Annotated in this window: 22 protein-coding genes and 3 pseudogenes; 17 read left to right on the top strand and 8 right to left on the bottom strand. The window is 69.5% G+C overall.

Annotation, left to right across the window (positions count from 1 at the left end; all coding sequences use genetic code 11):
- Positions 1–106: 106 nt before the first annotated feature.
- Genes MBEBAB_RS01835 through MBEBAB_RS01820 form a run of 4 tightly spaced genes read left to right on the top strand, consistent with a single transcriptional unit; the run spans position 107 to position 3,020 of the window.
- Positions 107–1,039, top strand: coding sequence for a peptidylprolyl isomerase (locus MBEBAB_RS01835; protein WP_021696219.1), 933 nt, complete (start codon positions 107–109; stop codon positions 1,037–1,039).
- The gene (gene argJ, locus MBEBAB_RS01830; RefSeq protein ID WP_021696218.1) at positions 1,036–2,409 is read left to right on the top strand and encodes a bifunctional glutamate N-acetyltransferase/amino-acid acetyltransferase ArgJ; all 1,374 of its coding nucleotides are present in this window, start codon (positions 1,036–1,038) and stop codon (positions 2,407–2,409) included. Before MBEBAB_RS01835 ends, argJ begins: the two co-directional genes overlap by 4 nt.
- Positions 2,406–2,816 (top strand): (deoxy)nucleoside triphosphate pyrophosphohydrolase, encoded by a 411-nt coding sequence (locus tag MBEBAB_RS01825; protein ID WP_021696217.1) that lies wholly within the window; start codon positions 2,406–2,408, stop codon positions 2,814–2,816. The genes argJ and MBEBAB_RS01825 overlap by 4 nt, the downstream gene beginning before the upstream one ends.
- A 21-nt stretch (positions 2,817–2,837) precedes the next feature.
- Positions 2,838–3,020: a Flp family type IVb pilin gene (locus MBEBAB_RS01820; protein ID WP_021696216.1), complete on the top strand. Its 183-nt coding sequence runs from the start codon at positions 2,838–2,840 to the stop codon at positions 3,018–3,020.
- Here the strand turns inward: MBEBAB_RS01820 and fliP are convergent.
- Entirely contained in the window at positions 3,017–3,799 is a 783-nt protein-coding gene (gene fliP, locus MBEBAB_RS01815; protein WP_370541063.1) for a flagellar type III secretion system pore protein FliP, read from the bottom strand. The genes MBEBAB_RS01820 and fliP overlap by 4 nt on opposite strands.
- 38 nt (positions 3,800–3,837) lie before the next feature.
- Positions 3,838–4,113 carry a flagellar biosynthetic protein FliO gene (locus MBEBAB_RS01810; protein ID WP_021696214.1) on the bottom strand — a complete coding sequence of 92 codons (276 nt, stop codon included), beginning with the start codon at positions 4,111–4,113 and terminating at the stop codon, positions 3,838–3,840.
- A gap of 134 nt (positions 4,114–4,247) precedes the next feature.
- On the opposite strand from MBEBAB_RS01810, the gene flgB reads away from it, so the two are divergent.
- Genes flgB through fliE form a run of 3 tightly spaced genes read left to right on the top strand, consistent with a single transcriptional unit; the run spans position 4,248 to position 5,413 of the window.
- On the top strand, positions 4,248–4,661 hold the full coding sequence (gene flgB / locus MBEBAB_RS01805; RefSeq protein WP_021696213.1) for a flagellar basal body rod protein FlgB: 414 nt from the start codon (positions 4,248–4,250) through the stop codon (positions 4,659–4,661).
- An 11-nt stretch (positions 4,662–4,672) separates the two neighbouring features.
- Positions 4,673–5,092: a flagellar basal body rod protein FlgC gene (gene flgC, locus MBEBAB_RS01800; protein WP_370541061.1), complete on the top strand. Its 420-nt coding sequence runs from the start codon at positions 4,673–4,675 to the stop codon at positions 5,090–5,092.
- Between the two features lie 12 nt (positions 5,093–5,104).
- A complete protein-coding gene (gene fliE, locus MBEBAB_RS01795) occupies positions 5,105–5,413 on the top strand; it encodes a flagellar hook-basal body complex protein FliE (RefSeq protein WP_021696211.1) in 309 nt (102 codons plus the stop codon).
- A 10-nt stretch (positions 5,414–5,423) separates the two neighbouring features.
- Here the strand turns inward: fliE and MBEBAB_RS01790 are convergent, their stop codons facing one another.
- Positions 5,424–6,326 (bottom strand): prolyl hydroxylase family protein, encoded by a 903-nt coding sequence (locus MBEBAB_RS01790; RefSeq protein WP_148291401.1) that lies wholly within the window; start codon positions 6,324–6,326, stop codon positions 5,424–5,426.
- 126 nt (positions 6,327–6,452) lie between these two features.
- On the opposite strand from MBEBAB_RS01790, the gene MBEBAB_RS16695 reads away from it, so the two are divergent.
- Genes MBEBAB_RS16695 through MBEBAB_RS01780 form a run of 3 tightly spaced genes read left to right on the top strand, consistent with a single transcriptional unit; the run spans position 6,453 to position 9,855 of the window.
- The gene (locus MBEBAB_RS16695) at positions 6,453–6,698 is read left to right on the top strand and encodes a hypothetical protein (protein ID WP_021696209.1); all 246 of its coding nucleotides are present in this window, start codon (positions 6,453–6,455) and stop codon (positions 6,696–6,698) included.
- Positions 6,695–7,009, top strand: a complete 315-nt coding sequence (locus tag MBEBAB_RS17050) for a hypothetical protein (RefSeq protein ID WP_242397022.1) — start codon at positions 6,695–6,697, stop codon at positions 7,007–7,009. The genes MBEBAB_RS16695 and MBEBAB_RS17050 overlap by 4 nt, the downstream gene beginning before the upstream one ends.
- 35 nt (positions 7,010–7,044) lie before the next feature.
- Positions 7,045–9,855 carry an amidohydrolase family protein gene (locus MBEBAB_RS01780; protein WP_242397021.1) on the top strand — a complete coding sequence of 937 codons (2,811 nt, stop codon included), beginning with the start codon at positions 7,045–7,047 and terminating at the stop codon, positions 9,853–9,855.
- Between the two features lie 42 nt (positions 9,856–9,897).
- Here the strand turns inward: MBEBAB_RS01780 and folE are convergent.
- Positions 9,898–10,478: pseudogene (gene folE / locus MBEBAB_RS01775) on the bottom strand (GTP cyclohydrolase I FolE).
- A gap of 162 nt (positions 10,479–10,640) precedes the next feature.
- On the opposite strand from folE, the gene fliQ reads away from it, so the two are divergent.
- Genes fliQ through cckA form a run of 4 tightly spaced genes read left to right on the top strand, consistent with a single transcriptional unit; the run spans position 10,641 to position 14,876 of the window.
- Positions 10,641–10,904, top strand: coding sequence for a flagellar biosynthesis protein FliQ (fliQ, locus tag MBEBAB_RS01770; protein WP_021696206.1), 264 nt, complete (start codon positions 10,641–10,643; stop codon positions 10,902–10,904).
- Between the two features lie 7 nt (positions 10,905–10,911).
- Positions 10,912–11,682 carry a flagellar biosynthetic protein FliR gene (gene fliR, locus MBEBAB_RS01765; protein ID WP_021696205.1) on the top strand — a complete coding sequence of 257 codons (771 nt, stop codon included), beginning with the start codon at positions 10,912–10,914 and terminating at the stop codon, positions 11,680–11,682.
- Positions 11,675–12,748: a flagellar biosynthesis protein FlhB gene (gene flhB, locus MBEBAB_RS01760; RefSeq protein WP_021696204.1), complete on the top strand. Its 1,074-nt coding sequence runs from the start codon at positions 11,675–11,677 to the stop codon at positions 12,746–12,748. The genes fliR and flhB overlap by 8 nt, the downstream gene beginning before the upstream one ends.
- Before the next feature lie 49 nt (positions 12,749–12,797).
- On the top strand, positions 12,798–14,876 hold the full coding sequence (cckA, locus tag MBEBAB_RS01755; protein WP_021696203.1) for a cell cycle histidine kinase CckA: 2,079 nt from the start codon (positions 12,798–12,800) through the stop codon (positions 14,874–14,876).
- Here the strand turns inward: cckA and MBEBAB_RS14900 are convergent, their stop codons facing one another.
- Positions 14,877–15,242: a hypothetical protein gene (locus MBEBAB_RS14900; RefSeq protein WP_021696202.1), complete on the bottom strand. Its 366-nt coding sequence runs from the start codon at positions 15,240–15,242 to the stop codon at positions 14,877–14,879.
- A gap of 205 nt (positions 15,243–15,447) precedes the next feature.
- On the opposite strand from MBEBAB_RS14900, the gene MBEBAB_RS01750 reads away from it, so the two are divergent.
- Complete coding sequence (locus MBEBAB_RS01750; protein ID WP_021696200.1) at positions 15,448–17,268, top strand: DUF885 domain-containing protein; 1,821 nt, start codon at positions 15,448–15,450, stop codon at positions 17,266–17,268.
- 7 nt (positions 17,269–17,275) lie between these two features.
- On the opposite strand, the pseudogene MBEBAB_RS01745 reads toward MBEBAB_RS01750, so the two are convergent.
- Both MBEBAB_RS01745 and MBEBAB_RS01740 read right to left on the bottom strand, forming a co-directional pair.
- Positions 17,276–18,180: pseudogene (locus MBEBAB_RS01745) on the bottom strand (NAD(P)/FAD-dependent oxidoreductase).
- On the bottom strand, positions 18,177–18,644 hold the full coding sequence (locus MBEBAB_RS01740) for a DUF4282 domain-containing protein (protein WP_021696198.1): 468 nt from the start codon (positions 18,642–18,644) through the stop codon (positions 18,177–18,179). The pseudogene MBEBAB_RS01745 and the gene MBEBAB_RS01740 overlap by 4 nt, the downstream one beginning before the upstream one ends.
- 98 nt (positions 18,645–18,742) lie before the next feature.
- Between MBEBAB_RS01740 and MBEBAB_RS01735 the strand changes: the two genes are divergently transcribed.
- Complete coding sequence (locus MBEBAB_RS01735) at positions 18,743–19,954, top strand: NADP-dependent isocitrate dehydrogenase (protein ID WP_021696197.1); 1,212 nt, start codon at positions 18,743–18,745, stop codon at positions 19,952–19,954.
- Positions 19,955–20,052: 98 nt separating this feature from the next.
- Here MBEBAB_RS01735 and MBEBAB_RS01730 read toward each other — a convergent pair whose 3' ends face one another.
- The gene (locus MBEBAB_RS01730; RefSeq protein WP_045318671.1) at positions 20,053–20,754 is read right to left on the bottom strand and encodes a helix-turn-helix domain-containing protein; all 702 of its coding nucleotides are present in this window, start codon (positions 20,752–20,754) and stop codon (positions 20,053–20,055) included.
- Positions 20,755–21,022: 268 nt separating this feature from the next.
- On the opposite strand from MBEBAB_RS01730, the pseudogene MBEBAB_RS01725 reads away from it, so the two are divergent.
- A pseudogene (locus MBEBAB_RS01725) lies at positions 21,023–21,430 on the top strand (DUF3883 domain-containing protein); the annotation flags it as partial.

Genomic DNA, 21,430 nt, shown 5'->3' with positions numbered 1-21,430 from the left:
TGGGCGCGGGCGAGACTTAAGCACCGGCCTATCCCCTGTCAACGCGAGGGCTTTTGCGGCACGGTCCCGGCAAGGGTCCCGCAGACCCGGATTCGAGGAGCGCCTCATGGGTCAGACCCTTCGTCCTTTCACTGTCCTGATGCTGGTCCTGACGCTTGCGGCCTGCGGCCGCGGCGCCGGGGACGAAACCCCGCCCGAGCCGGGCGACCGGGCCGTGGCCCGGGTCGAGGGGGCCGCCATCTGGGCGTCGGACGTCAAGCGCGAGGCGGTGGCCCAGGGCCTGATCGGCGAGGGCGAGCCGCTGGACGTGACCTCGGACCTGTTCCGCCGGGTGCTGGACGAGGTGATCGACCAGAAGCTGCTGGCGCGCGAGGCGGACCGGCGCGGTCTGGCGGACAGTCCGCTGGCCCAGCGGCGGCTGGAGGCGACGCGCGAGCGCATCCTGGGCGACATGCTGGTGGAGACCACGGTCAACCGGGCCATTTCCGACGAGGCGGTTCAGACCCTGTACCAGGAGCAGCTGCGCCTGGCCCGGAACTCCGAGGAGATCCGGCTGCGCCTGATCATGTCGGCCACGCGTGAGGACGCAGACGCGGTGCGCGGCATGCTGGCCGCCGGGGCCAATTTCGAGCAGCTGGCCATGCAGCGCTCCACCGACGAGGCGACCCGCTTCTCGGGCGGCGACCTTGGCTACGCCACCCTGGACGTGATGCCCGCCGTCTATGCGGCCGCCCTGCGCGACGCCGCGGCGGGCGACACGGTGGGGCCGTTCGAGGCCGAGGGCGGCTGGGCCGTGCTGCGGGTCGAGGACCGCCGGCGCGAGACGCCCCCGACGCTGGAGCAGGCCCGGCCCCAGATCGTGCGCTATCTGACCTATGAGGAGGTGCGCCGCCTGCTGGAGCAGCTGCGCGGCCGCGCCGAGGTCGAGGTGATGCTGACCGGGGACCCCCTGGCCGTGCCGGGCGCCCCGGAGGAGCCGGACTCCGCCCCGCCGGCCGCTGCAGAGGCCCAGACGCCCCAGACCGAGGACGCCGCGTGAGCAAGACCCCTTCGCCCCGCAAGGGCGTCTCCACCTCCATCGAAAAGGCGCTGGATCCGTTCGCTTCGGCCCTGAAACGGGTGACGCCCGCCAGGGCGACGCCCGCGACGCCCGCAAAGACAGGCAAGCCCGGGCTGGCTGTGTCGCCGCTGGCCGTGCCCTTCCCCGCCATCCCGCCCATCGCGGGGGTGGAGATCGCCACCGCACGGGCGGGCTTCTACAAGCATGACCGCCACGACCTGACGGTGTTCCGCTTCGCCGAGGGAACCAGCTGCGCGGGCGTGTTCACCCGGCATCAGGTGGGCTCCGCGCCGGTGGACTGGTGCCGCCGGCATCTGGAATCCGACAACGGGGGCCAGGATGTGCGCGCCCTGGTGATCAACGCCGGTTGCGCCAACGCCTTCACCGGCAAGGCGGGGGCCGACGCGGCGCGGCGCACGGCCTCGGCGGCCGCCAAGCGCTTCGACTGCCGCCAGCGCGACGTGATGCTGGCCTCCACCGGGGTGATCGGGGTGGTGCTGGACGACCGCAAGATCGCCGCGCGCATGGCCGACATCGAGGCGGGGCTGACGGCCGACGGCTGGGCCGCCGCCGGCCAGGCCATCATGACCACCGACACCTTCCCCAAGGGTGCGTTCGCCGAGGCGAAGATCGAGGGCGTGACGGTGCGCATCGCCGGCATCGCCAAGGGCTCGGGCATGATCGCCCCGGACATGGCCACCATGCTGGCCTTCATCGTCACCGATGCGGACATCCACCCCAATGTGCTGCGCGCCCTGCTGAACCTGCATGTGCGCACCACCTTCAACAGCGTGACCGTGGACGGGGACACCTCCACCAACGACACCTGCCTGCTGTTCGCTACCGGCGCCTCGGGCGCGCCGCGCATCGGGCGGGTGGGCGACCGGCGGCTGGCGGACTTCTCGAAGGCGCTGGACGCGGTGATGCTGGACCTGGCCCACCAGCTGGTGCGCGACGGCGAGGGCGCGACCAAATTCGTCAAGGTGACGGTGGAGAACGCCCGCTCGCCCGGCTCGGCGCGCAAGCTGGCCCGCTCCATCGCCGACAGCCCGCTGGTCAAGACCGCCATCGCGGGCCAGGACGCCAACTGGGGCCGGGTGGTCATGGCCGTGGGCAAGACCGACGAGCCGGTGGACCGCGACCGCCTGTCGATCCGCTTCGGGCCGCACTGGGCCGCGCGGGACGGGGCGCCGGCGTCCGACTACGACGAGGCGAAGATGAGCGCCTACATGAAGAAGCCCGAGCTGGAGATCACGGTCGACGTGGGTTCGGGTCGGGCCGCGGCCACCGTCTGGACCTGCGACCTGACCAAGGGCTACATCGAGATCAACGGCGATTACCGCTCGTGAGCACCCCTCTACCCACCCTCCTCGTCGTCGCCGCCGCCCTGATCGATGCCGACGGCCGGGTGCTGATCGCCCAGCGGCCCGAGGGCAAGCAGATGGCGGGGCTATGGGAGTTTCCCGGCGGCAAGGTGGAGCCTGGCGAGCGGCCCGAAGCGGCCCTGATCCGCGAACTGCGCGAAGAGCTGGGCGTCGAGACGAAGGAGGCTTGCCTGGCCCCGTTCGTGTTCGCCAGCCACGCTTACGAATCCTTTCACCTGTTGATGCCACTGTATCTGTGCAGACGCTGGGAGGGTGCGGTGACACGCCATGAGCACGCCGCCCTGGCGTGGGTCAGGCCGAACCGCATGTCGGACTATCCCATGCCCCCCGCCGACGCACCGCTGGTCGCCTATCTGCGCGACCTTCTGTGATCTGAACCGCGGAGGGGCGGCATGAAACGGTTTGTGCGTCGGCTGGCCTCGGACGAGCGTGGAGCCACGGCCATTGAATACGGCCTGATCTGCGCCCTGATCTTCCTGGTCATCATCGGGGCGGTGACCCTGTTCGGCGAGACCGCGACCAATGTGTTCATCGGCGCGGCCAACGCCGTGTCCGGCGCGGCGTCAGGCGGCTAACTGCCCGCCGCGCGCTGGAAGCTCTCCACCAGCGATCCGGCCACCAGCCGCCAGCCGTCCACCAGCACGAAGAAGATCAGCTTGAACGGCAGGCTGATGATCACCGGCGGCAGCATCATCATGCCCATGGACATCAGCACGCTGGCCACCACCAGATCGATGACCAGGAACGGCACGAACAGCAAGAAGCCGATCTCGAAGGCGCGCTTCAGCTCCGAGATCATGAAGGCCGGCGTGACCACCCGCAGGGGCAGATCCTGGGCGCTTTCCGGCGGATCGATGCGCGACATGCGGGTGAACAGCTCCAGATCGCGCGGCCCCACCTGATCCAGCATGAAGCCCTTGACCGGCTCGGCCGCCGCGTCGAACGCCTGGGGCAGCTCCATCTGCTGGTCCATCAGGGGCCGGATGCCGGAATCGTAGGCCGCCTGCCAGGTCGGCGCCATGACGATGGCCGACAGGAACAGGGCCAGGGACACCAGCACCGCATTGGGCGGCGACTGCTGCATGCCCAGGGCGGTCCTGAGCAGCGACAGAACCACCACAATGCGGATGAAGCTGGTGGTCATGATGACGATGGACGGCGCCAGCGACAGCACGGTGATCAGGCCCACCAGCTGGACCACCCGCTCGGTCAGGCCCGCCCCCGTGCCCAGATCGATGCTGATGGCCGACCCGGACTGGGCGGCCTCCTGGGCGATGGCCGCCACGGGCAGGATCAGGCCCAGGCTCAGGCTGACCAGGGTGACGATCAGCGACAGGCGCAGGGCGCGCTTCAGTTCGGCGCGGGTGGGCAGGGCGAGCACGGCCGGCCGGGTCACGCCCCGCCATCCTTGCCGCGAGGCTCGATCAGCTCCTTGCCCTCGCCCAGCAGGATCAGCCGCTCCTCATCGTCCACACGGACCAGAATCAGGCGGCGGGCGGGATCGAGAACGAGGGTCTCGACCACCTGCATGCGGCGCTCGCCCCGCACGCCCTGGAAGCGCACCATCAGGCCAGGCGCATAGCGGCGCAGGGCATAGGCCGCCAGACCGATCAGGCCCAGCGTGATGGCCAGGCCCAGAATCGCCCGCGCGAAATCAAGAAAACCCATTCAACCGCCCCGCCGGCCACACGCCGGATTCGCGCCTCAGCATTAAGGATCGTGGTTAACGACCCATTGAGGAAACGGCCTGTTAACCATGCACCCGGCATTTTCCGCCCAGTAGCCATTGTGGCGGGAATCTCATGCGCCTGGACAACATCCCCCTGTTCGACGCCATCCGCGGCCGACTCGGCTGGCTGGAGGAGCGTCAGCGGGTCATCGCCCAGAACGTGGCCAATTCCGATACGCCGGGATTCGCCGCCCGGGACCTGCGTGCGCCAGACGACTTCGCCCACGCCATGATGCGTCAGACGCAGGGGGTGGGCATGATGCGCACCAGCACGGCCCACATAGCCATGGAGCCCCAGCGCGGGATCAACTACGCCTCCATGACCTCCCCCGATTCCGAAACCACGCTGGACGGCAATTCGGTGGTGGTCGAGGAGCAGATGCTGCGCATGGCCGAGAGCCGCATGGCCCACGACGCCGCCATCGGCTTCTACCAGAAGTCCCTGAACATGCTGCGCATGGCCGCACGCAAGCCCGGCGCGGGCTAAAGGAGTGAGCAATGCCTGATCCCGTCCCCCCCCGGAACCCGACCATGAACATCGCGGCCTCGGCGCTGCGCGCCCAGCAATCGCGCATGCGCGTCATTGCAGAGAACATCGCCAACGCCCAGTCCACGGCCCTGGTGGCGGGGGGCGAGCCCTATCGCCGCCAGATGCCGGTGTTCCAGACCCAGGCGCTCGACGGCGGCACCGGCGTCCAGCTGGCCGCGGTGCGGCGCGACATGGGTGAGTTCCGCATGGAGTACGACCCGTCGCACCCGGCCGCCAACGAAGAGGGCTATGTGATGCGGCCCAACGTCGACACCCTGGTGGAGGCCATGGACATGCGCGAGGCCCAGCGGGCCTATGAGGCCAACCTCAACGTCATCGAGACGGCGCGGGCCATGGACACCCGCATCCTCGACCTGCTGAAGCGCTAGGAGGCTTAAGCCATGAACCCCATGATGGCGGCGCGGGCCTATGCGGCCACCCAGGGCGCGGCGGCTCCCTCGGCGGCCGGCGGAAACGTCGCCCCGGCGGGCGGCTCGGAATTCTCGAACATCCTGCAGTCGGTGATCGGCGACACGGTGCAGCAGTCGCGCGCGGCCGAGACCCAGATGTCGGCCGCCATCCAGGGCCGCGCCGAACTGATCGACGTGGTCACCGCCGTGACCTCGGCCGAGGCCTCCCTGGAGACCGTCATGGCCGTCCGCGATCAGGTCATCAGCGCCTATCAGGAAATCATGCGCATGCCGATCTGAGGCTGAGGCCTCAGCGCCGCGGCGGCCCGCTCCGGCACCACTGGGACGCCACCCATTTGACCCCTTTCACGGGCGGCAGGCCCGCATGGCGGGTGCGCGTGTCGACACGGCCGTCCGGCAGGGTGTTGGCCCACATCAGGGCGTCGCCCCGCGCGCCCCTGTGCCTCAGCCCCGTGCTCTCGAAGGCCGTTTCACCGCCTTCATAGTCCTCATTGAGATAGACCAGCAGGGTCGCGATGCGCTGACCCTTTCGGGCCATGTCCTCGGCCAGACCCGGCTGGTCGGGCGTCAGATAGTCCACGTGCCAGTCGAAGGTTTCGCCGGTGTCGTAGCGCAGCACCTGCAACGGCTCCAGGCCATGGGCCGGCAGACCGGTCACCCGGATCACCCGCTCGCGCAGCAGAACCATGACCAGATCCAGAGACCACAGGTCGAAGGCGCAGGCGCTGTTGGTTCGCGCGCCCTCGCGCCGCCCCAGCCCCGTGGCCGGGTCATAGACCTCGGCGGGCCCGACCCGTTCCGACGCCCTCTGGATGATCCAGTCGCAGGCCGCCGGGGGCAGGAACCCGGGAATGGACAGCACGTGCGGACCCGGCGAGATCATCATGGGGCGCGGCGGCGCCAGCCATGACGCCAGATCGACGGCCCGCGCGGCCTGATCCCAGGCGGCCGCATCGTCCCGTCCGGCCGCGACAGGCCCGGCGTCCGGCGCCAGCACGGCGAGCTGATCGCGGGCCGTTCCGGATCCCAGGGCCGCAGCGCGGGCCAGCTGCCCCAGCGCCAGGGTCCAGTCCGGCGGCATGCGGAATCCCACCGCCGCCAGCACAGCGAGGCGGTGGGCCGCTTCGGCGTCGCCGTCGTCGGACGCGCGGCGCAGATCGACGGGGTCGGGCGGCTGCGAGGGATCGGTCATGATCAAGCCTTAGCGCGAGCCGCCCGGGACGCCAAAATCTCTCAAAGGCTCGCCAAGCCGCGCGAAGGTCGTCTAGACATTCGGCCGCGGCGCGCGTGCCGCGAAGCTGCCCGTTGGATATTCCCCATGAAGCGCATCCTGTTGGCGAGCGTCGCCGTCCTGGCCATCAGCTGCCCCTCGTGGGCCCAGGAACCCCAGCCGGCCCCGACGCCCCAGCCGGTACCTGCCGACCAGTCCGACGCGGACAGCCCCGAACAGCAGGAGCAGGAGCCGCGGCCCCTCGAGCAGGAGCTGGCGCAACAGGAAGCCGTGGGATCAGGCCCCACCGAGCCGCCTCCCGGCGCGGGTGAGACGGACGAGGCTGGGATGTGAACAACCCCATGGGCCCGGCGCGCGACATCCCCATCGATGTCACCCAGGGCACCTGGATGTCCGTGGATGTCAGCCCCGACGGAACCGAGATCGTCTTCGACATGCTGGGCGACCTGTATGTCATGCCCATCGGCGGCGGCCCGGCCACCAATCTCACCTCGGGCGTCGCCTGGGACATGCACCCCCGCTGGTCGCCGACGGGCGCTCCATCGCCTTCACCTCGGACCGGGGCGGCGGGGACAACATCTGGACCATCGACCGGGCCGGCGGCGAGACCACCCAGATCACCCGTGAGACCTTCCGCCTGCTGAGCCAGCCGGACTGGACTCCGGACGGCCAGTTCATCGTGGCGCGCAAGCACTTCACCTCCGGCCGTTCGCTGGGGGCCGGCGAGATGTGGCTCTATCACCGCTCGGGCAGCGGCTCCGGGGTGCAGCTGACCGAGCGCCGCACCCAGCAGAAGGACTCGGGCGAGCCCGTGTTCTCGCCGGACGGCCGCTATCTGTATTTCAGCGACGACGCCACGCCGGGCGGCACCTTCGAATACAGCAAGGACCCCAACGGTCAGATCTATGTGATCCAGCGCCTGGACCGGGAGACCGGCGAGGTGGAGCCCTATGTGACCGGGCCCGGCGGCGCGATCCGGCCGACCCCGTCGCCCGACGGCCGCTGGCTCGCCTTCATCCGGCGGGTCCGGTACCAGTCGACCCTGTATCTGATGGACATCGAGTCCGGCCGCGAAATCCCGATCCATGACGGGCTGGACCGCGATCTTCAGGAAACCTGGGCCATCCACGGGGTCTATCCGGGCATCAGCTGGACCCCGGACAGCCAGTCCATCGTCTTCTGGGCGGGCGGCCACATCCGTCGCATCGACATCGACAGCCGCGAGGTCGCGGACATCCCGTTCCGTGTCACCGACACCCGCCGGGTGCAGGACGCCCTGCGCCGCCCGGTTGAGGTGGCGCCCGAGCAGTTCGACGTGCGCATGGTCCGCTGGGCCGAGACCTCGCCCGACGGCCGCCGCGCGGTGTTCGAGGCCCTGGGCCATCTGTGGATTCGCGACCTGCCGACCGGACAGGCGCGCCGCCTGACCCGTCAGGACGACCATTTCGAGCTGTATCCGTCCTGGTCCCGCGACAGCCGCTCCATCGTCTACACCACCTGGAGCGACGACGAGCTCGGGACCATCCGCGTGGTTCCCGCCTCGGGCGGGAACGGCCGCGTGGTCAGCCAGGGGCCGGGGCACTATGTGGAGCCGACCTTCTCGCCCGACGGCCGGACCATCGTCTACCGGACCGTGTCGGGGGGCGGGCTGCGCTCGGGTCTCTACAGCCGCGACACCGGCGTCTACGCCATGCCCGCGGGCGGCGGAGAGCCGACCCTGGTGGTCGGTTCGGGCTCGCAGCCCCAGTTCGGCGCCGACAGCGACCGGTTGTTCTTCACGGCCTCGGGCGCCGAAGGGGTGCGGGAGTTCCGCTCCATCGACCTGGACGGCTCGGACGAGCGCACCCACCTGACCAGCCAGTATGCGTCCGAGTTCTTCATCTCGCCGGACCAGAACTGGATCGCCTGGACCGAGCGCTTCAACGCCTATGTGGCCCCCTTCATCGGCACGGGCCGGGGCGTGTCGCTCAGCGCCGGGGGCGGGGCCCTGCCCCAGACCCGGGTCACCCGCGACGCGGGCGAGTGGCTGCACTGGTCCGGCGATTCCAGCCGCCTGCAATGGTCGCTGGGGCCGGAGCTGTTCTCACGCGATCTGAACGAGGCCTTCGCCTTCGTCGAGGGCGCGCCCGAGACACTGCCCGAGGCGCCCGAGCGCGGGATCAATCTGGGCTTCAGCCATCCGACGGCGGCGCCCGACGGCGTGCTGGCCCTGACCGGCGCCCGGCTGATCACCATGAACGGCGACGAGGTGATCGAGAACGGGACCATCGTCATCGACGGCAACCGCATCGCGGCGGTCGGCCCGGCCGGATCGGTCACGGTCCCGGCCGGCGCGCGGACGGTGGACGCCTCCGGCGCCACCATCATCCCCGGCATCATCGACGGTCACTGGCACGGCTCCATGGGGTCCAACGAGATCATCCCGCAGCAGAGCTGGGTGAACTACGCGTCCCTGGCCTTCGGGGTCACGACCATCCACGACCCGTCCAACGACACCAGCGAGATCTTCGCCCACAGCGAACTGGCGCGGGCGGGCAGGGTGCTGGGGCCGCGCATCTTCTCCACCGGCACGATCCTGTACGGCGCCGCCACGCCCTTCACGGCGGTGGTGGAGGATCTGGACGACGCCCGGTCGACCCTGCGCCGGATGCAGGCGGCGGGCGCCTTCAGCGTCAAGAGCTACAACCAGCCCCGTCGGGACCAGCGTCAGCAGATCATCCAGGCCGCGCGCGAACTGGACATGATGGTGGTGCCCGAGGGCGGCTCGCTGTTCCAGCACAACATGACCATGATCGTGGACGGTCACACCACCATCGAGCACGCCATCCCGCTGGCCAATCTGTACGCCGATGTGCACCAGCTCTGGAGCCAGACGGGCGTGGCCTACAATCCGACCCTGACGGTGGCCTACGGCGGCAACTGGGGTGAGAATTACTGGTACCAGGAAAGCGAGGTCTGGCGGAACGAACGCCTGCTGCGCTTCGTGCCCCGCCGCATCGTGGACGCCCGCTCGCGCCGCCCCGTGCATGTGCCGGACAACGAGCTGAACCACATCTCGGTCGCCCGGGAGGCCGCACGCCTGGCCGAGCTGGGGGTGCCGGTCCTGCTGGGGCCGCACGGTCAGCGCGAGGGGCTGGGCGCCCACTGGGAGATGTGGATGCTGGAGCAGGGCGGCATGAGCCCGCACCAGGCGCTGCAGGCCGGCACCATCCAGGGCGCCCGCGCCCTAGGCATGGATCGCGACATCGGGTCTCTCGAGCCCGGCAAGCTGGCCGATCTGGTGGTGCTGTCGCAGAACCCGCTGGAGAACCTGCGGAACTCCACCTCGATCCGCTACACGGTGATCAACGGCCGCATCTTCGACGACAACATGGACGAGGTGGGCGGCCAGCCACGCCGCCCGTTCTGGTTCGAGGGCGAGGACGGCGACACCCTGGCCCCGGACGAGGCCATCGGCCAGGTCCACGGCCATGACCACGGCGAGCACTGACCCGGAAACCCTCTTTCCCTTGAGGGGGAAGAGGGTCCGCTTCTAGCCCCGCGCCAGCCGCATGAATTCCTCGCGGGTGCGGGGGTCGTCGCGGACCACGCCGATCAGGTGGCTGGTGATCAGGCTGGCGCCCGGCACATCGACGCCGCGCATGGTCATGCAGCTGTGCTCGGCCTCGATGATCACGCCGACGCCCTCGGGACGCAGCACCTCGTGGATGGTGCGGGCGATGTCGGCGGTCATCTTCTCCTGGATCTGCAGGCGCCGCGCGAAGCCGCGCACCACCCGCGCCAGCTTGGAGATGCCCACCACCCGGTCGGTGGGCAGATAGGCCACGTGCGCCTTGCCCACCACCGGCAGCATGTGGTGTTCGCAGAAGCTGACGAAGCGGATGTCCTTGAGGATCACCAGCTCGTCATAGCCGCCCACTTCCTGGAAGGTGCGCTCCAGATATTCGCGCGGATCGACCTCGTAGCCGGCGAACAGTTCGCGATAGCTGCGGGCCACGCGGGCGGGGGTGTCGATCAGCCTTCGCGGGCGGGATCGTCGCCGGCCCAGCGGATCAGGGTGCGCACGGCGGCTTCGGCGTCGGTCTGGGAGACGGGGGTGTTGTCGTCGGTCATGGGGCGTCCATAGCGGATCGTGGCGATGAGGGTCCAATCGAGGAGTCCTTTTCCATACGATTTCTCCGGCTGAAGGGATGCGATCAGCCGATCTTAGCCCCCTGTTAACCATGCCCCCGGCATTTTCTGCCCGGTGTATTGTCGACTGACGGGGCTGAGCGCGTGACGGGGACCGAGGTGATGGATGTGGGGCGCGACGCCCTGTGGCTGACCATCCAGCTGGCCTCGCCGGTGCTGATCGTGGGGCTGGTCGTGGGCGTCGTCATCGGTCTGTTCCAGGCCCTGACCCAGATTCAGGAAGCGACCCTGATCTTCGCACCCAAGATCATCGCCATCTTCGTGTCGCTACTGCTGCTTCTGCCGCTGATGGGCGCCCTGATGGGCGGGTTCTTCCAGCAGATCACCGAACGCATCGCGGGGATGTAGGGCGTCCATGGAGCCTTACGCCGCCGCCGATCAGGTCTGGGCCGGCGGGCTGATCTTCGCCCGCGTGGGCGCCATGCTGATGACCATCCCCGGCGTCGGTGAGGCCTATGTGCCGCCGCGCATCCGCCTGTCCATGGCCCTGGTCATCTCCATCGCCCTTGCGCCCGTGGTGGTGGGCTATCTGCCCCCCCTGCCGGCCACCATGGGCGGGGTGGCGGGCTGGGTGATCCGCGAGGTGGCGACCGGCCTGATGATCGGCGCCCTGCTGCGCATGATGCTGTCGGCCCTCGCGACGGCGGGGGAGATCGTCTCGCTGCAGACCACCCTGGCCTTCGCCCAGACCGCCAACCCGTTCCAGGCCCAGCCCGGTTCGACCCTGGCCGCCTTCCTGACCCTGCTGGGCGTGACCCTGATCTTCGCCACCGACACCCATCACCTGTTCATCGCCGGTCTGGCCGGCAGCTATGAAGTGATCCCGCCGGTCAGCCCCCTGCTGCTGAATGACTTCGCCGCCATGGCCGTGCGCACGGTGGGCGACAGCTTTCTGCTGGGGGTGCAGCTGGCCGCCCCGGTGCTGGTCTTCTCCATGATCTTCAACCTGGCCTCGGGGCTGGTGGGCCGGGTCATGCCCCAGTTCCAGATCTTCTTCGCCACCGCCCCGCTCAGCATCATCCTGGGCCTGTCGGTGTTCGCCCTCAGCTTGGGCGTGGTGGGCACGGTGTTCATCGAGCGGTTCCGCACCCTGGCCATGGGGTTCACCGGAGGCGCCGGTGGCTGAGGAAAAGGACCAGGAGTCCAAAACAGAAGAAGCCACCCCGCGAAAATTAGACGAGGCGCGGAAAAAGGGCGACGTCGCCAAGACCCCGGACCTGGCCAGCTGGCTGTCGCTGATGGGCGCCTCGGCGGTGATCCTGATCGGCGGCGGTTGGTTCACCAGCCGGATGGCGGCCGAGCTGATGCCGTTCCTCGCCCAGCCCCACGCCATGGTCGACGCCCTGCACGCCGGAGCCGGGATCGAGATCGGGACCCGCGCCCTGTGGGCCACGGTCCCCCTGCTGGGCGCCATCGCCCTGGCCACCATCGTCGGCGGCGCGGGCGGCAATCTGGCCCAGTCGGGCTTCCTGTTCACCGGCGAGAAGATCAAGCCGAAGCTGGAGAAGATCTCGCCCCTGAAGGGCGCCAAGCGCATCTTCGGTCCCGACGGCCTGATGCAATTCGTCAAGACCTTCCTCAAGCTGGTGGCCATCGTCGCCATCGCCTGGGTGGTTCTGAAGCCCCACACCCGCGAAATGGAGGCCATGGCGGCCATGAGCCCGGCGGCCATCCTGCCCATGGCCCGCGATCTCGCCGTCGCCATCCTGGGCGCGACCCTGGCCTTTCTGGGCGTCGCCGCCTTCGCCGATTTCCTGTGGCAGCGCCACCGCTTCGCCAGGCGCATGCGCATGACCCGCGAGGAGCTGAAGGACGACTACAAACAGGCCGAGGGCGACCCCCACGTGAAGGCCAAGCTGAAGCAGATCCGCGCCCAGAAGGGCCGCCAGCGGATGATGCAGAACGTGCCCAACGCCACGGTCATCGTCACCAACCCGACCCACTATTCCGTGGCCCTGAAATACGAGCCGGGCGAGGACGCCGCGCCGCTCTGCGTGGCCAAGGGCGTCGACGCCCTGGCCTTGAAAATCCGTGAAGTGGCCCGCGAGCACGAGGTGCCCATCATCGAGGACGTGCCCCTGGCCCGCGCCCTCTACGCCACGGTGGAGGTGGACGAGGTCATCCCCCGCGAGCATTTCGAGGCCGCCGCCAAGGTCATCGGTTTCGTGCTGAACAGCCGCAAGCGTCGCTGAGACTGAAACAGGGTATGCTGATGATCAGCGAATCGGCTGCGAGGCCCCCATGGAAGCCCTGACACGGGACATCCCCACCCGGATGCGCATCGACCCCTGGCTGGTGACGGCGGCGGTCTGCTTCGTCATCGCCGTGGCGGCGGCGGCCTATCCGGCCTTCCGCCACGACCCCTGGAGCGCCCCGGGGCTGATCCTGATCGTGACTCTGGCGGCGGTGGCCCTGATGGGGGTGATGGCGTTCGGCCGCGCCGATGCGGGCGAGCGGCGGCGCGCGGCGGGCGACGCGGCGGTGGACCTGCTGGACGCCATGGCCGAACCCGCGGCCCTGGTCTGGAGCGGCGGACGGGTGCTGGCCTTCAACGCCGCCTGGACCGAGGCGGGCGGGGCGACCACAGCCCTGCCGTCGGGCCGTTCTGCGAGCTCCCTCTACATGGCCTTCGCCCAGGCGCGCGGCGGCGAGCCGGGCCGCGCGATGCTCAGGATCGGCGAGCGGGACGTGGAGGTCCTGATCGGCGCGGCGGGCGACGGACGCTTCCTGGTGCGCCAGGCCCCCGAAAGCGTGCTGGCCCCCCGCGACCCGGCCCAGCCCGCACGGGCGCCGGTGGTGGAGACCGGCGACGGCCGCGCCATGGCGGCGGGTGCGCCCTTCGGGTCCGCCGTGCTGGCGGGCGAGGACCTGTTCGCCGGCAAGGTGGAGGAGGCCAATCCCGCCCTGGCCGTGCTGACCGGCCCCGCGGCCGCGCGCGACGCCGCCTTCGGCCAGCTGTTCCTGCCCCAGGGCGTGGCCGAGGCGCGCGAACGCATCGCCCAGGGCTCGTCCGGCCCCATCGAGCTGATCGCCAAGGCGTTTCCGGACCGCAGCCTGCACCTGTATGTGGCCCCCGAGGGCGAGGGACGGCGCATCTGGCTGTTCGACGTCACGGCCCAGAAATCCACAGAGATGCAGCTGGCCCAGGCCCAGAAGATGCAGGCGGTTGGCCAGCTGGCGGGCGGCGTGGCCCACGATTTCAACAACATCCTGACGGCCATGCGCCTTCAGACCGACGCCCTGCTGGAGCGCCACCCGGTGGGCGACCCGTCCTATGACGGGCTGAACGCCATCCGCCAGACCGTGTCGCGCGCCGCCAGCCTGGTGTCCAAGCTGCTGGCCTTCTCGCGCAAGGAGACGGTAAAGCGCGAACGGCTGGACCTGGGCGAGCTGGTGGCCGATTTCGCCGTCCTGCTGCGCCGCCTGCTGCACGAGGACGTGCGGCTGGAGACCGACTACGGCCGCGACCTGCCCACCGTGACCGCCGACCGGGGCCAGCTGGAGCGGGCGGTCATGAACCTGGCCGTCAACGCCCGCGACGCCATGCGCGGGGTGGTGGAGCCGGGCGCGGGGCTGGTCACCATCCGCACCCAGCGTCTGTCCGCCGATCAGGCCCGGGAGCTGGGCTGGGCCGCCGCGCCTGACGGCGACGTGGCCCTGATCGAGGTGGCCGACACCGGCCCGGGCGTGCCGCCCCAGCTGCTGGACAAGATCTTCGAGCCCTTCTTCACCACCAAGCCCGTAGGCGAGGGCACGGGCATGGGCCTGGCCACCATCTACGGCATCATGCAGCAGGCGGGCGGCCATGTGGCCGTGCAGAATCTGGAAGGCCCCAGCGGGATCGAGGGGGCGGCCTTCCGCATGTTCCTGCCCGCCGCGAACGAGAAGGATCTGGCCGAGGCTGTGCAGGAGCCCAAGCCCAAGAAATCAGCCCCGCGCGACCTGTCCGGCGCCGGCCGCATCCTGTTCGTGGAGGACGAATCCGCCGTGCGCCTGATCGCCGCCAAGCTGCTGCGTCAGCGCGGCTATGAGGTGATCGAGGCCGCCGACGGCGAAGAGGCCCTTCTGCTGGCCGAAGAGCACGCCGGCCAGATCGACATGCTGATCTCCGACGTGGTCATGCCCGGCATGGACGGCCCGACCCTGCTCAAGAAAGCGCGCATCTATCTGGGCGACGCGCCGGTCATGTTCATCTCCGGCTATGCCGAGAGCGATTTCTCGGACCTGCTGACGGACGAGGCCAATGTCTCGTTCCTGCCCAAGCCGCTGGACATCAAGACCTTGGCCGAGCGGGTCAAGCAGGAGCTATACGCCGCCTGATCAGCCCTTGCCGCCGCGCCGATCACGGCGGTCGCGGCGTCCGTCCCGATCCCGGTCCCGGCGGCGGTCGTCGCGCCACTCGCGGCGATCGTGGCGGTCCCGGCGGTCATAGTGCCGGGGGCGGGGCGTGTAGACCGGCGCCACATAGACCGGCGCCCCATAGCCGTACGTGGGCGGGCAATAGTATTCGCTGACCCCATAGGCGTTGTGCCGGTAGTAGCAGTTGGCTGTGCTGGCGGCGATGGAGTCGGCCGCCAGGGCCAGGCCCTCCAGAAAGGCCGGATCGGTGACGCAGCCGGACACCCCGGCTCCGGCGGCGCAGGCGACGGCGAGATTGCGCATCCGGCGAATGATCGGTCGGGACATCGACGACCCCTTTCAGCGGCGGCCCTCCCGCCGTCCATCAGACCCTGGGGCCGAACCTTGGTCGCTGACAAGCCGGGAAGCCCTGACCATCCCTGACGCGAGGCCCGGGCCGCCGGCCAGGATGAAAGAGTTGTAACGCGCGCCGGACTTGTTCTCCTGCCGGGGGGTGATACCCCTTCATCCTGGGTTTTTCGGGAGCTTCGCCATGATCGACCGCCGTCGCCTTCTCTTCACCGCCGCCGCGGGGGCCGGTCTGGCCGCCTCCGGCCAGGTTCTGGCCTTCGCCCGTCAGGACACCGCCGAGGCCACCCTCGAAGGCCTGATGGAGCGCATCGTCCAGCAGATGGTCATGACGTCGCCCGAGACGGTGACCATGCTGGGCCTGGACACCGGGCCGATGGCCGCCCTGAAATCGCGCCTCGACGACCGCTCCGCAGCCAAGATCGAGGCTGACAAGGTGGTGTTCCAGGGCTTCATGACCGAGATGGAGTCCATCGACCGCGCGGCCCTGCCCGCGCGCAGCCAGATCCACTACGACACGGTCAAATACTTCGGCGATACGGTCGCCTCCAGCTACGAGTTCCCTTACGGCCAGGGCTTTCCGTCGCCCTATACGGTCAACCAGCTCGGCGGGTCCTACAACAGCGTCCCGGACTTCCTGGACGCCCAGCACCGTATTGAAACGGCCGAGGACGCGGAGGCCTATCTCTCGCGCCTGGAGGCTTTCCCAACGGCCCTGGACCAGGAAACCGAGCGGATGCACGCCGATTTCGCGGCGGGCGCCGTGCCGCCCGACTTCATCATCGAGCGCACTGTGGGTCTGCTGGGAAATCTGACGGGCACGCCGGCGGGCGAGTCGGTCATGACCACCTCCATCGCGCGCCGCGCCGCCGAGGCGAATCTGCCCGGCGAATGGGGTGAGCGCGCCCGCCGCATCGTCGAGGGCGGCATCTATCCCGCCGTGGAGCGTCAGGCCGAAGCCCTGCGCAGCCAGCGGGCGAACGCCACCCATGATGCGGGCGTGTGGCGGCTGCCCCGCGGCGAAGACTATTACCGCTTCGGCCTGCGCTATTTCACCACCACCGAGATGACGGGCGCCGAGGTGCACGCCATGGGGCTGGAGCAGGTGGCCGAACTGAGCGCCCGCGCGGACCAGATCCTGCGCGCCGAGGGCCGCACCGAGGGCACCGTCGGTGAGCGCATCTCGGCCCTGGCCCGCGATCCCGCCCAGGTTTATCCCAACACCGACGCGGGCCGTGAGGAGCTGCTGGCCTCCCTGAACGCCCAGATGGCCGACATGCAGGCCCGCCTGCCCGCCTATTTCGGCCGCATCCCGGTCTCGCCGGTGGAGGTGCGCCGCGTGCCGGTCACCACCGAGGCGGGCGCGCCGGGCGGCTATTACCAGCCGCCGGCTCTGGATGGCTCGCGTCCGGGCGCCTACTACATCAACCTGCGGGACACGGCTGAATGGCCGAAATTCACCCTGCCCACCCTGACCTATCACGAGGCGTCGCCGGGCCATCACCACCAGATCGCCCTGCAGATGGAGAACGACGACGCGCCCATGCTGATGAAGCTGCTGGGCTTCTCGGCCTATTCCGAAGGCTGGGGCCTCTACGCCGAACAGTTGGCCGACGAGATGGGCGTCTATGACAACGACCCGTGGGGCCGTCTGGGCTACCTGCAGTCCTTCATGTTCCGCGCCGTGCGCCTTGTGGTGGATTCCGGGCTCCACTCCGAACGCTGGAGCCGCGAACAGGCCATCCGCTACATGGTCGAGACCCTGGGCGACGCCGAGAGCACGGTCACCACCGAGGTGGAGCGCTACTGCGTCTGGCCAGGTCAGGCGGCCAGCTACAAGGTGGGCCAGACCGTGTGGGGCAACCTGCGCACCCGCGCCATGACCCAGCTGGGCGACCGCTTCGACATCAAGGGTTTCCATGACACGGCGCTCAACGCCGGCGGCGTGCCGCTGACCGTGCTCGAACGTGTGGTGGACGACTGGATCGCGGCCCAGCGGGGCTGACGCCGCCTCAGTCCGCCGTCATCCCCTCCGCCTGTCTGAAGCGGTTGTGGATGGCGGTGGCGGCCACCGCCGCCTCGGCCGAGGCCACGGTCAGCTGGTTGAGGCCGCGCACCACATCGCCGGCCGCATAGAGGCCCGGCACGCTGGTCTGCTGGTGATCATCCACGGCCAGACGTCCGTCCTCGCCCAGGGCCGCGCCCAGATCCACGGCCAGGCCGCACTCGGGCGTGGTGCCCAGGGCCGAATAGACCGCATCGAAGCTGGTCTGCTTTCCGCCCCATGACAGGGCGATCAGCCGGTCGCCCTCGATATGCACCTGCTCGATGGTGGTCTCGATCACCGGCACGCCCAGACGCTTCAGGTCGTCGCGCCGGGTCAGGGCCACGGGCGGCCCCACATGGATCAGGCAGACCTGCTCCGAATAGGTGCGCACGAAGGCCGCCTCCCGCGCCCCCAGATCGCCGTCGCCGATCACCGCGATGGATTTGCCGATGGCCTCGAAGCCGTCGCAGATGGGGCAGATGCGCACCAGCCCCCGGGCGATGGCGTCCTCGACTCCGGGCAGGTCCGGGTGATGGTCCACCACCCTGTGGCCAGCAGCACGGCGCGGGCGGTGATCCGCACATCCCCCAGCCGCGCGGTGAAGCCGTCGCCCTCGCGCGCCAACCCCTCCACGAACACCGGCCGGATCTGCGCCCCGTACTCCTCGGCCTGAAGCCGCATGCGGGTCAGGATGGCGTCGCCGCCGATGCCCTCCGGAAAGCCCGGCATGTTGTGGCTGAGCGGGATCCAGGCCGCGCGCGGCTCGCCCCCGTCGGCCACCAGCACCGAGCGCCGGAACCGCGCCAGATAGGTGGCCGCCGTCAGCCCCGCCGGGCCCGCGCCGATGATCAGGACATCGACCGCCGTCACGGCTCCCCGCGCGCGGGGGCGTGATCCTGCTCCACATAGGCGCGCATGACCTTCAGGTCCGCCGCGATCTGGAACAGGGCCACGTACAGCTCGCAGAACGACCGCCACAGCAGGGCCCCGATGGACAGCACCAGCAGGCCGATCACCAGCGTCGGGATCGCCAGCACCCACGACAGCCAGCCCGGCTCGTTCAGCGCCAGCCCCACGGCGCCGCCCACCACCGCGAACCCGCCCAGCACGATCAGCGCCAGCCCGGCCCAGTAGATCAGATGGATCACCGGCCCGGTCAGCAGCCGGTCGAAGGTCAGCAGATCGGTCAGGATCTCGCCCGGCGACGCCTTGCGGAAGGCTCCAGCGACGGACGGACAGTGGGCGCCCGGGCGGGCGAAAGGGGACGACGCGGCATGGCCGGTTGCTCCGAACGAAGACCACCCAGCGCTATCAGCGCCCCCGGTTTCGCGCAACGGGCGAATGGCCCGCCGCCGCGGCGGGCTTTGCACCGGCGGCCGCGCTCGCTATACCCCGCCCGACACTTTTCTCCCCAACCGGAAGGCGACGAAGCATGACCAGGATCAAGGTCGACAACCCCATCGTGGACATCGACGGCGACGAGATGACCCGGATCATCTGGCAGATGATCAAGGACAAGCTGGTCTTTCCGCATCTGGACCTTGAGCTGGACTACTACGACCTGGGCATGGAGCACCGGGACGCCACCGACGATCAGGTGACCATCGACGCGGCCGAGGCCATCAAGAAGCACGGCGTCGGCGTCAAATGCGCCACCATCACCCCGGACGAGGCGCGGGTCGCGGAGTTCGGCCTCAAGAAGATGTGGCGCTCGCCCAACGGCACCATCCGCAACATCCTCGGCGGCGTGGTCTTCCGCGAGCCCATCATCTGCTCCAACGTGCCCCGTCTGGTGCCCGGCTGGACCCAGCCCATCATCGTCGGCCGCCACGCCTTCGGCGACCAGTACAAGGCCACCGACTTCCTGTTCCCCGGCAAGGGCACCCTGTCCATCAAGTTCGTCGGCGACGACGGCGCGGTCATCGAGCACGAGGTGTTCAAGGCCCCCTCGGCCGGCGTGGCCATGGGCATGTACAACCTCGACGACTCCATCACCGAGTTCGCCCGGGCCAGCCTGGCCTACGGCCTGGCGCGCAACTACCCGGTCTATCTGTCCACCAAGAACACCATCCTCAAGGCCTATGACGGCCGCTTCAAGGACATCTTCCAGAAGGTCTTCGACGAGGAGTTCAAGGCCGAGTTCGACGCCCGCGGCCTGACCTATGAGCACCGCCTGATCGACGACATGGTGGCCGCGGCCATCAAATGGTCCGGCGGCTTCGTCTGGGCCTGCAAGAACTACGACGGCGACGTCCAGTCCGACGTGGTGGCGCAGGGCTTCGGCTCGCTGGGCCTGATGACCTCGGTGCTGATGACCCCCGACGGCAAGACCCTGGAGGCCGAGGCCGCCCACGGCACCGTCACCCGCCACTACCGCCAGCACCAGAAGGGCGAGGCCACCTCCACCAACTCCATCGCCTCGATCTTCGCCTGGACCCGCGGCTTCAAGCACCGCGGCAAGCTGGACGGCAATCAGGCCCTGATCGACTTCGCCGAGACCCTCGAAAAGGTCGTCGTGGACACGGTCGAGAGCGGCCACATGACCAAGGACCTGGCCCTGCTGGTCGGCGACCACCAGAGCTGGCTCACCACCGAGGGCTTCCTCGACAAGGTGGCCGAGAACCTGACAAAGGCCATGGCCTGATCCACCGGCCCCGAGGACGCTTCTGGGGCCGATTTTGAGACCTGAGCAGCGGCGCCGACCCCGGTCGGCGCGCTTGCCAATTTCAGACCCTGTCGCCCCTAGAACCCCGGCAGCGGCGCGTCCGGGTCCAGCCCCACCGCCCTGCACGCCGCCTTTCTCGCATTGGCCCGCACCCTGCGGATCTGCTCCTTGAAGGCCTCCCGCTCGGCGTACCGGTGGGACCAGTAGCGCACCAGAATCGGATCGCGCGGCCCCGGATCGTCCGGGTCCACCCGGAACCGCTCGCCCACCCGCCCGTCCTTGTTCATGACGATGTCGTACAGGGTCTCAAGGTCGATGGTCTCGATGGTCACCGCCGGCCCGCCCCGTTTCTCCGCCATCCGGCCATAGGCCTCCGACAGCCGCGCCAGCTTCTCCGCCTCCACGAACAGCCGCGCCCGCATGGCCCGCACCGAGGCCGCCATGGCCTGTTCGGCCAGAGCCGCCGGATCGCCCAGCATCGCTTCGTCGTCCGCGCCCGGCGGCCCGAACAGGCCCGCCTCCGGGTCCGGCCGCGTCTGGTCCGCCCGCTCCTCCTCGGCGATGGCCTCGGCGTGGGCCCGCGCATCCGCATCGGCGCTGCGCTTCTTGCTCCAGCCCCCCTCCCAGGCATGGCGATAGATGGAGCTGGGCGACACCTTCCACCGCACCGCCAGCTCCTTCGCCGTCGCCCCGTTCCGGTACGCCTCCCGGATCTCGTTCCAGCTTTCCTCGCTCAGCCGAAACCACGTCGGCTGCGCCTCTTCGATCTTGCGTGTCATGGGGTGATGATGGCGCAGGCCCGAACGCGTGCGGACAAATCGCCCCCAAACGACCGCCCGATCCTTGCGGATCAAGACCTTGGGGCTCCGAACGCGGCGGCGTATGGCGCGCCCCACCCCAACCCCCACCCCAACCCCAATCCCCGTCATCGTCCGGCTTGACCGGACGATCCAGACTCACGGCGCCGCGTGCGTGCGCAGCGCCCGACGAGGCGCCTGGTCAAACCCATTCCTGTCCCGCTACCCTGGGTTGGCGGGGGACAACGCATTGGCGGATCAGAACGTCACAGGCAGCAATTGGTCGGACGATGAGCTTGACGCCATCGTTGCGGACCACTTCGCCATGCTGCGCGCCCAGTCCGAGGGGGAGCCCTATGTGAAGGCGCACCACGCCCGGGCCCTGATGGAACAGACAGGCCGCTCCCACCGCTCGGTCGAGTTCAAGCACATGAACATCTCGGCCGTGCTGGCCGAACTGGGCCTGCCCACCATCCGCGGCTATCGCCCCATGGCCAACTATCAGGCCGCCATCTTCGATGCGCTGGATCGCTATCTCGACGCCCGCCCCGATGCCTGGGCCCTCGGCCTGCCCGACCAAGCCTCCGGCCTCGCCGAAGAGGGCGCGGTCTATTCCTCCCCCATCGGGGGAGGGGGACCGCCGCAGGCGGTGGAGGGG

Source organism: Brevundimonas abyssalis TAR-001 (assembly GCF_000466985.1).
GTDB classification, from domain to species: domain Bacteria; phylum Pseudomonadota; class Alphaproteobacteria; order Caulobacterales; family Caulobacteraceae; genus Brevundimonas; species Brevundimonas abyssalis.
The sequence above is the reverse complement of the archived record's forward strand: the minus strand, read 5'-3'. Positions and strand labels throughout refer to the sequence as shown.

Excerpts from the sequence above, each read along its gene's own strand:
- MBEBAB_RS01810 (WP_021696214.1), bottom strand. The coding sequence starts at position 4,113 with ATGGGTTTTCTTGATTTCGCGCGGGCGATTCTGGGCCTGGCCATCACG.
- MBEBAB_RS01750 (WP_021696200.1), top strand. The coding sequence starts at position 15,448 with ATGATCGACCGCCGTCGCCTTCTCTTCACCGCCGCCGCGGGGGCCGGT.
- MBEBAB_RS16695 (WP_021696209.1), top strand. The coding sequence starts at position 6,453 with ATGAAGCGCATCCTGTTGGCGAGCGTCGCCGTCCTGGCCATCAGCTGC.
- MBEBAB_RS01835 (WP_021696219.1), top strand. The coding sequence starts at position 107 with ATGGGTCAGACCCTTCGTCCTTTCACTGTCCTGATGCTGGTCCTGACG.
- fliR (WP_021696205.1), top strand. The coding sequence starts at position 10,912 with ATGGAGCCTTACGCCGCCGCCGATCAGGTCTGGGCCGGCGGGCTGATC.
- fliE (WP_021696211.1), top strand. The coding sequence starts at position 5,105 with ATGAACCCCATGATGGCGGCGCGGGCCTATGCGGCCACCCAGGGCGCG.
- MBEBAB_RS01730 (WP_045318671.1), bottom strand. The coding sequence starts at position 20,754 with ATGACACGCAAGATCGAAGAGGCGCAGCCGACGTGGTTTCGGCTGAGC.
- MBEBAB_RS01735 (WP_021696197.1), top strand. The coding sequence starts at position 18,743 with ATGACCAGGATCAAGGTCGACAACCCCATCGTGGACATCGACGGCGAC.
- cckA (WP_021696203.1), top strand. The coding sequence starts at position 12,798 with ATGGAAGCCCTGACACGGGACATCCCCACCCGGATGCGCATCGACCCC.
- MBEBAB_RS01790 (WP_148291401.1), bottom strand. The coding sequence starts at position 6,326 with ATGACCGATCCCTCGCAGCCGCCCGACCCCGTCGATCTGCGCCGCGCG.
- flgC (WP_370541061.1), top strand. The coding sequence starts at position 4,673 with ATGCCTGATCCCGTCCCCCCCCGGAACCCGACCATGAACATCGCGGCC.
- MBEBAB_RS14900 (WP_021696202.1), bottom strand. The coding sequence starts at position 15,242 with ATGTCCCGACCGATCATTCGCCGGATGCGCAATCTCGCCGTCGCCTGC.
- MBEBAB_RS01820 (WP_021696216.1), top strand. The coding sequence starts at position 2,838 with ATGAAACGGTTTGTGCGTCGGCTGGCCTCGGACGAGCGTGGAGCCACG.
- flgB (WP_021696213.1), top strand. The coding sequence starts at position 4,248 with ATGCGCCTGGACAACATCCCCCTGTTCGACGCCATCCGCGGCCGACTC.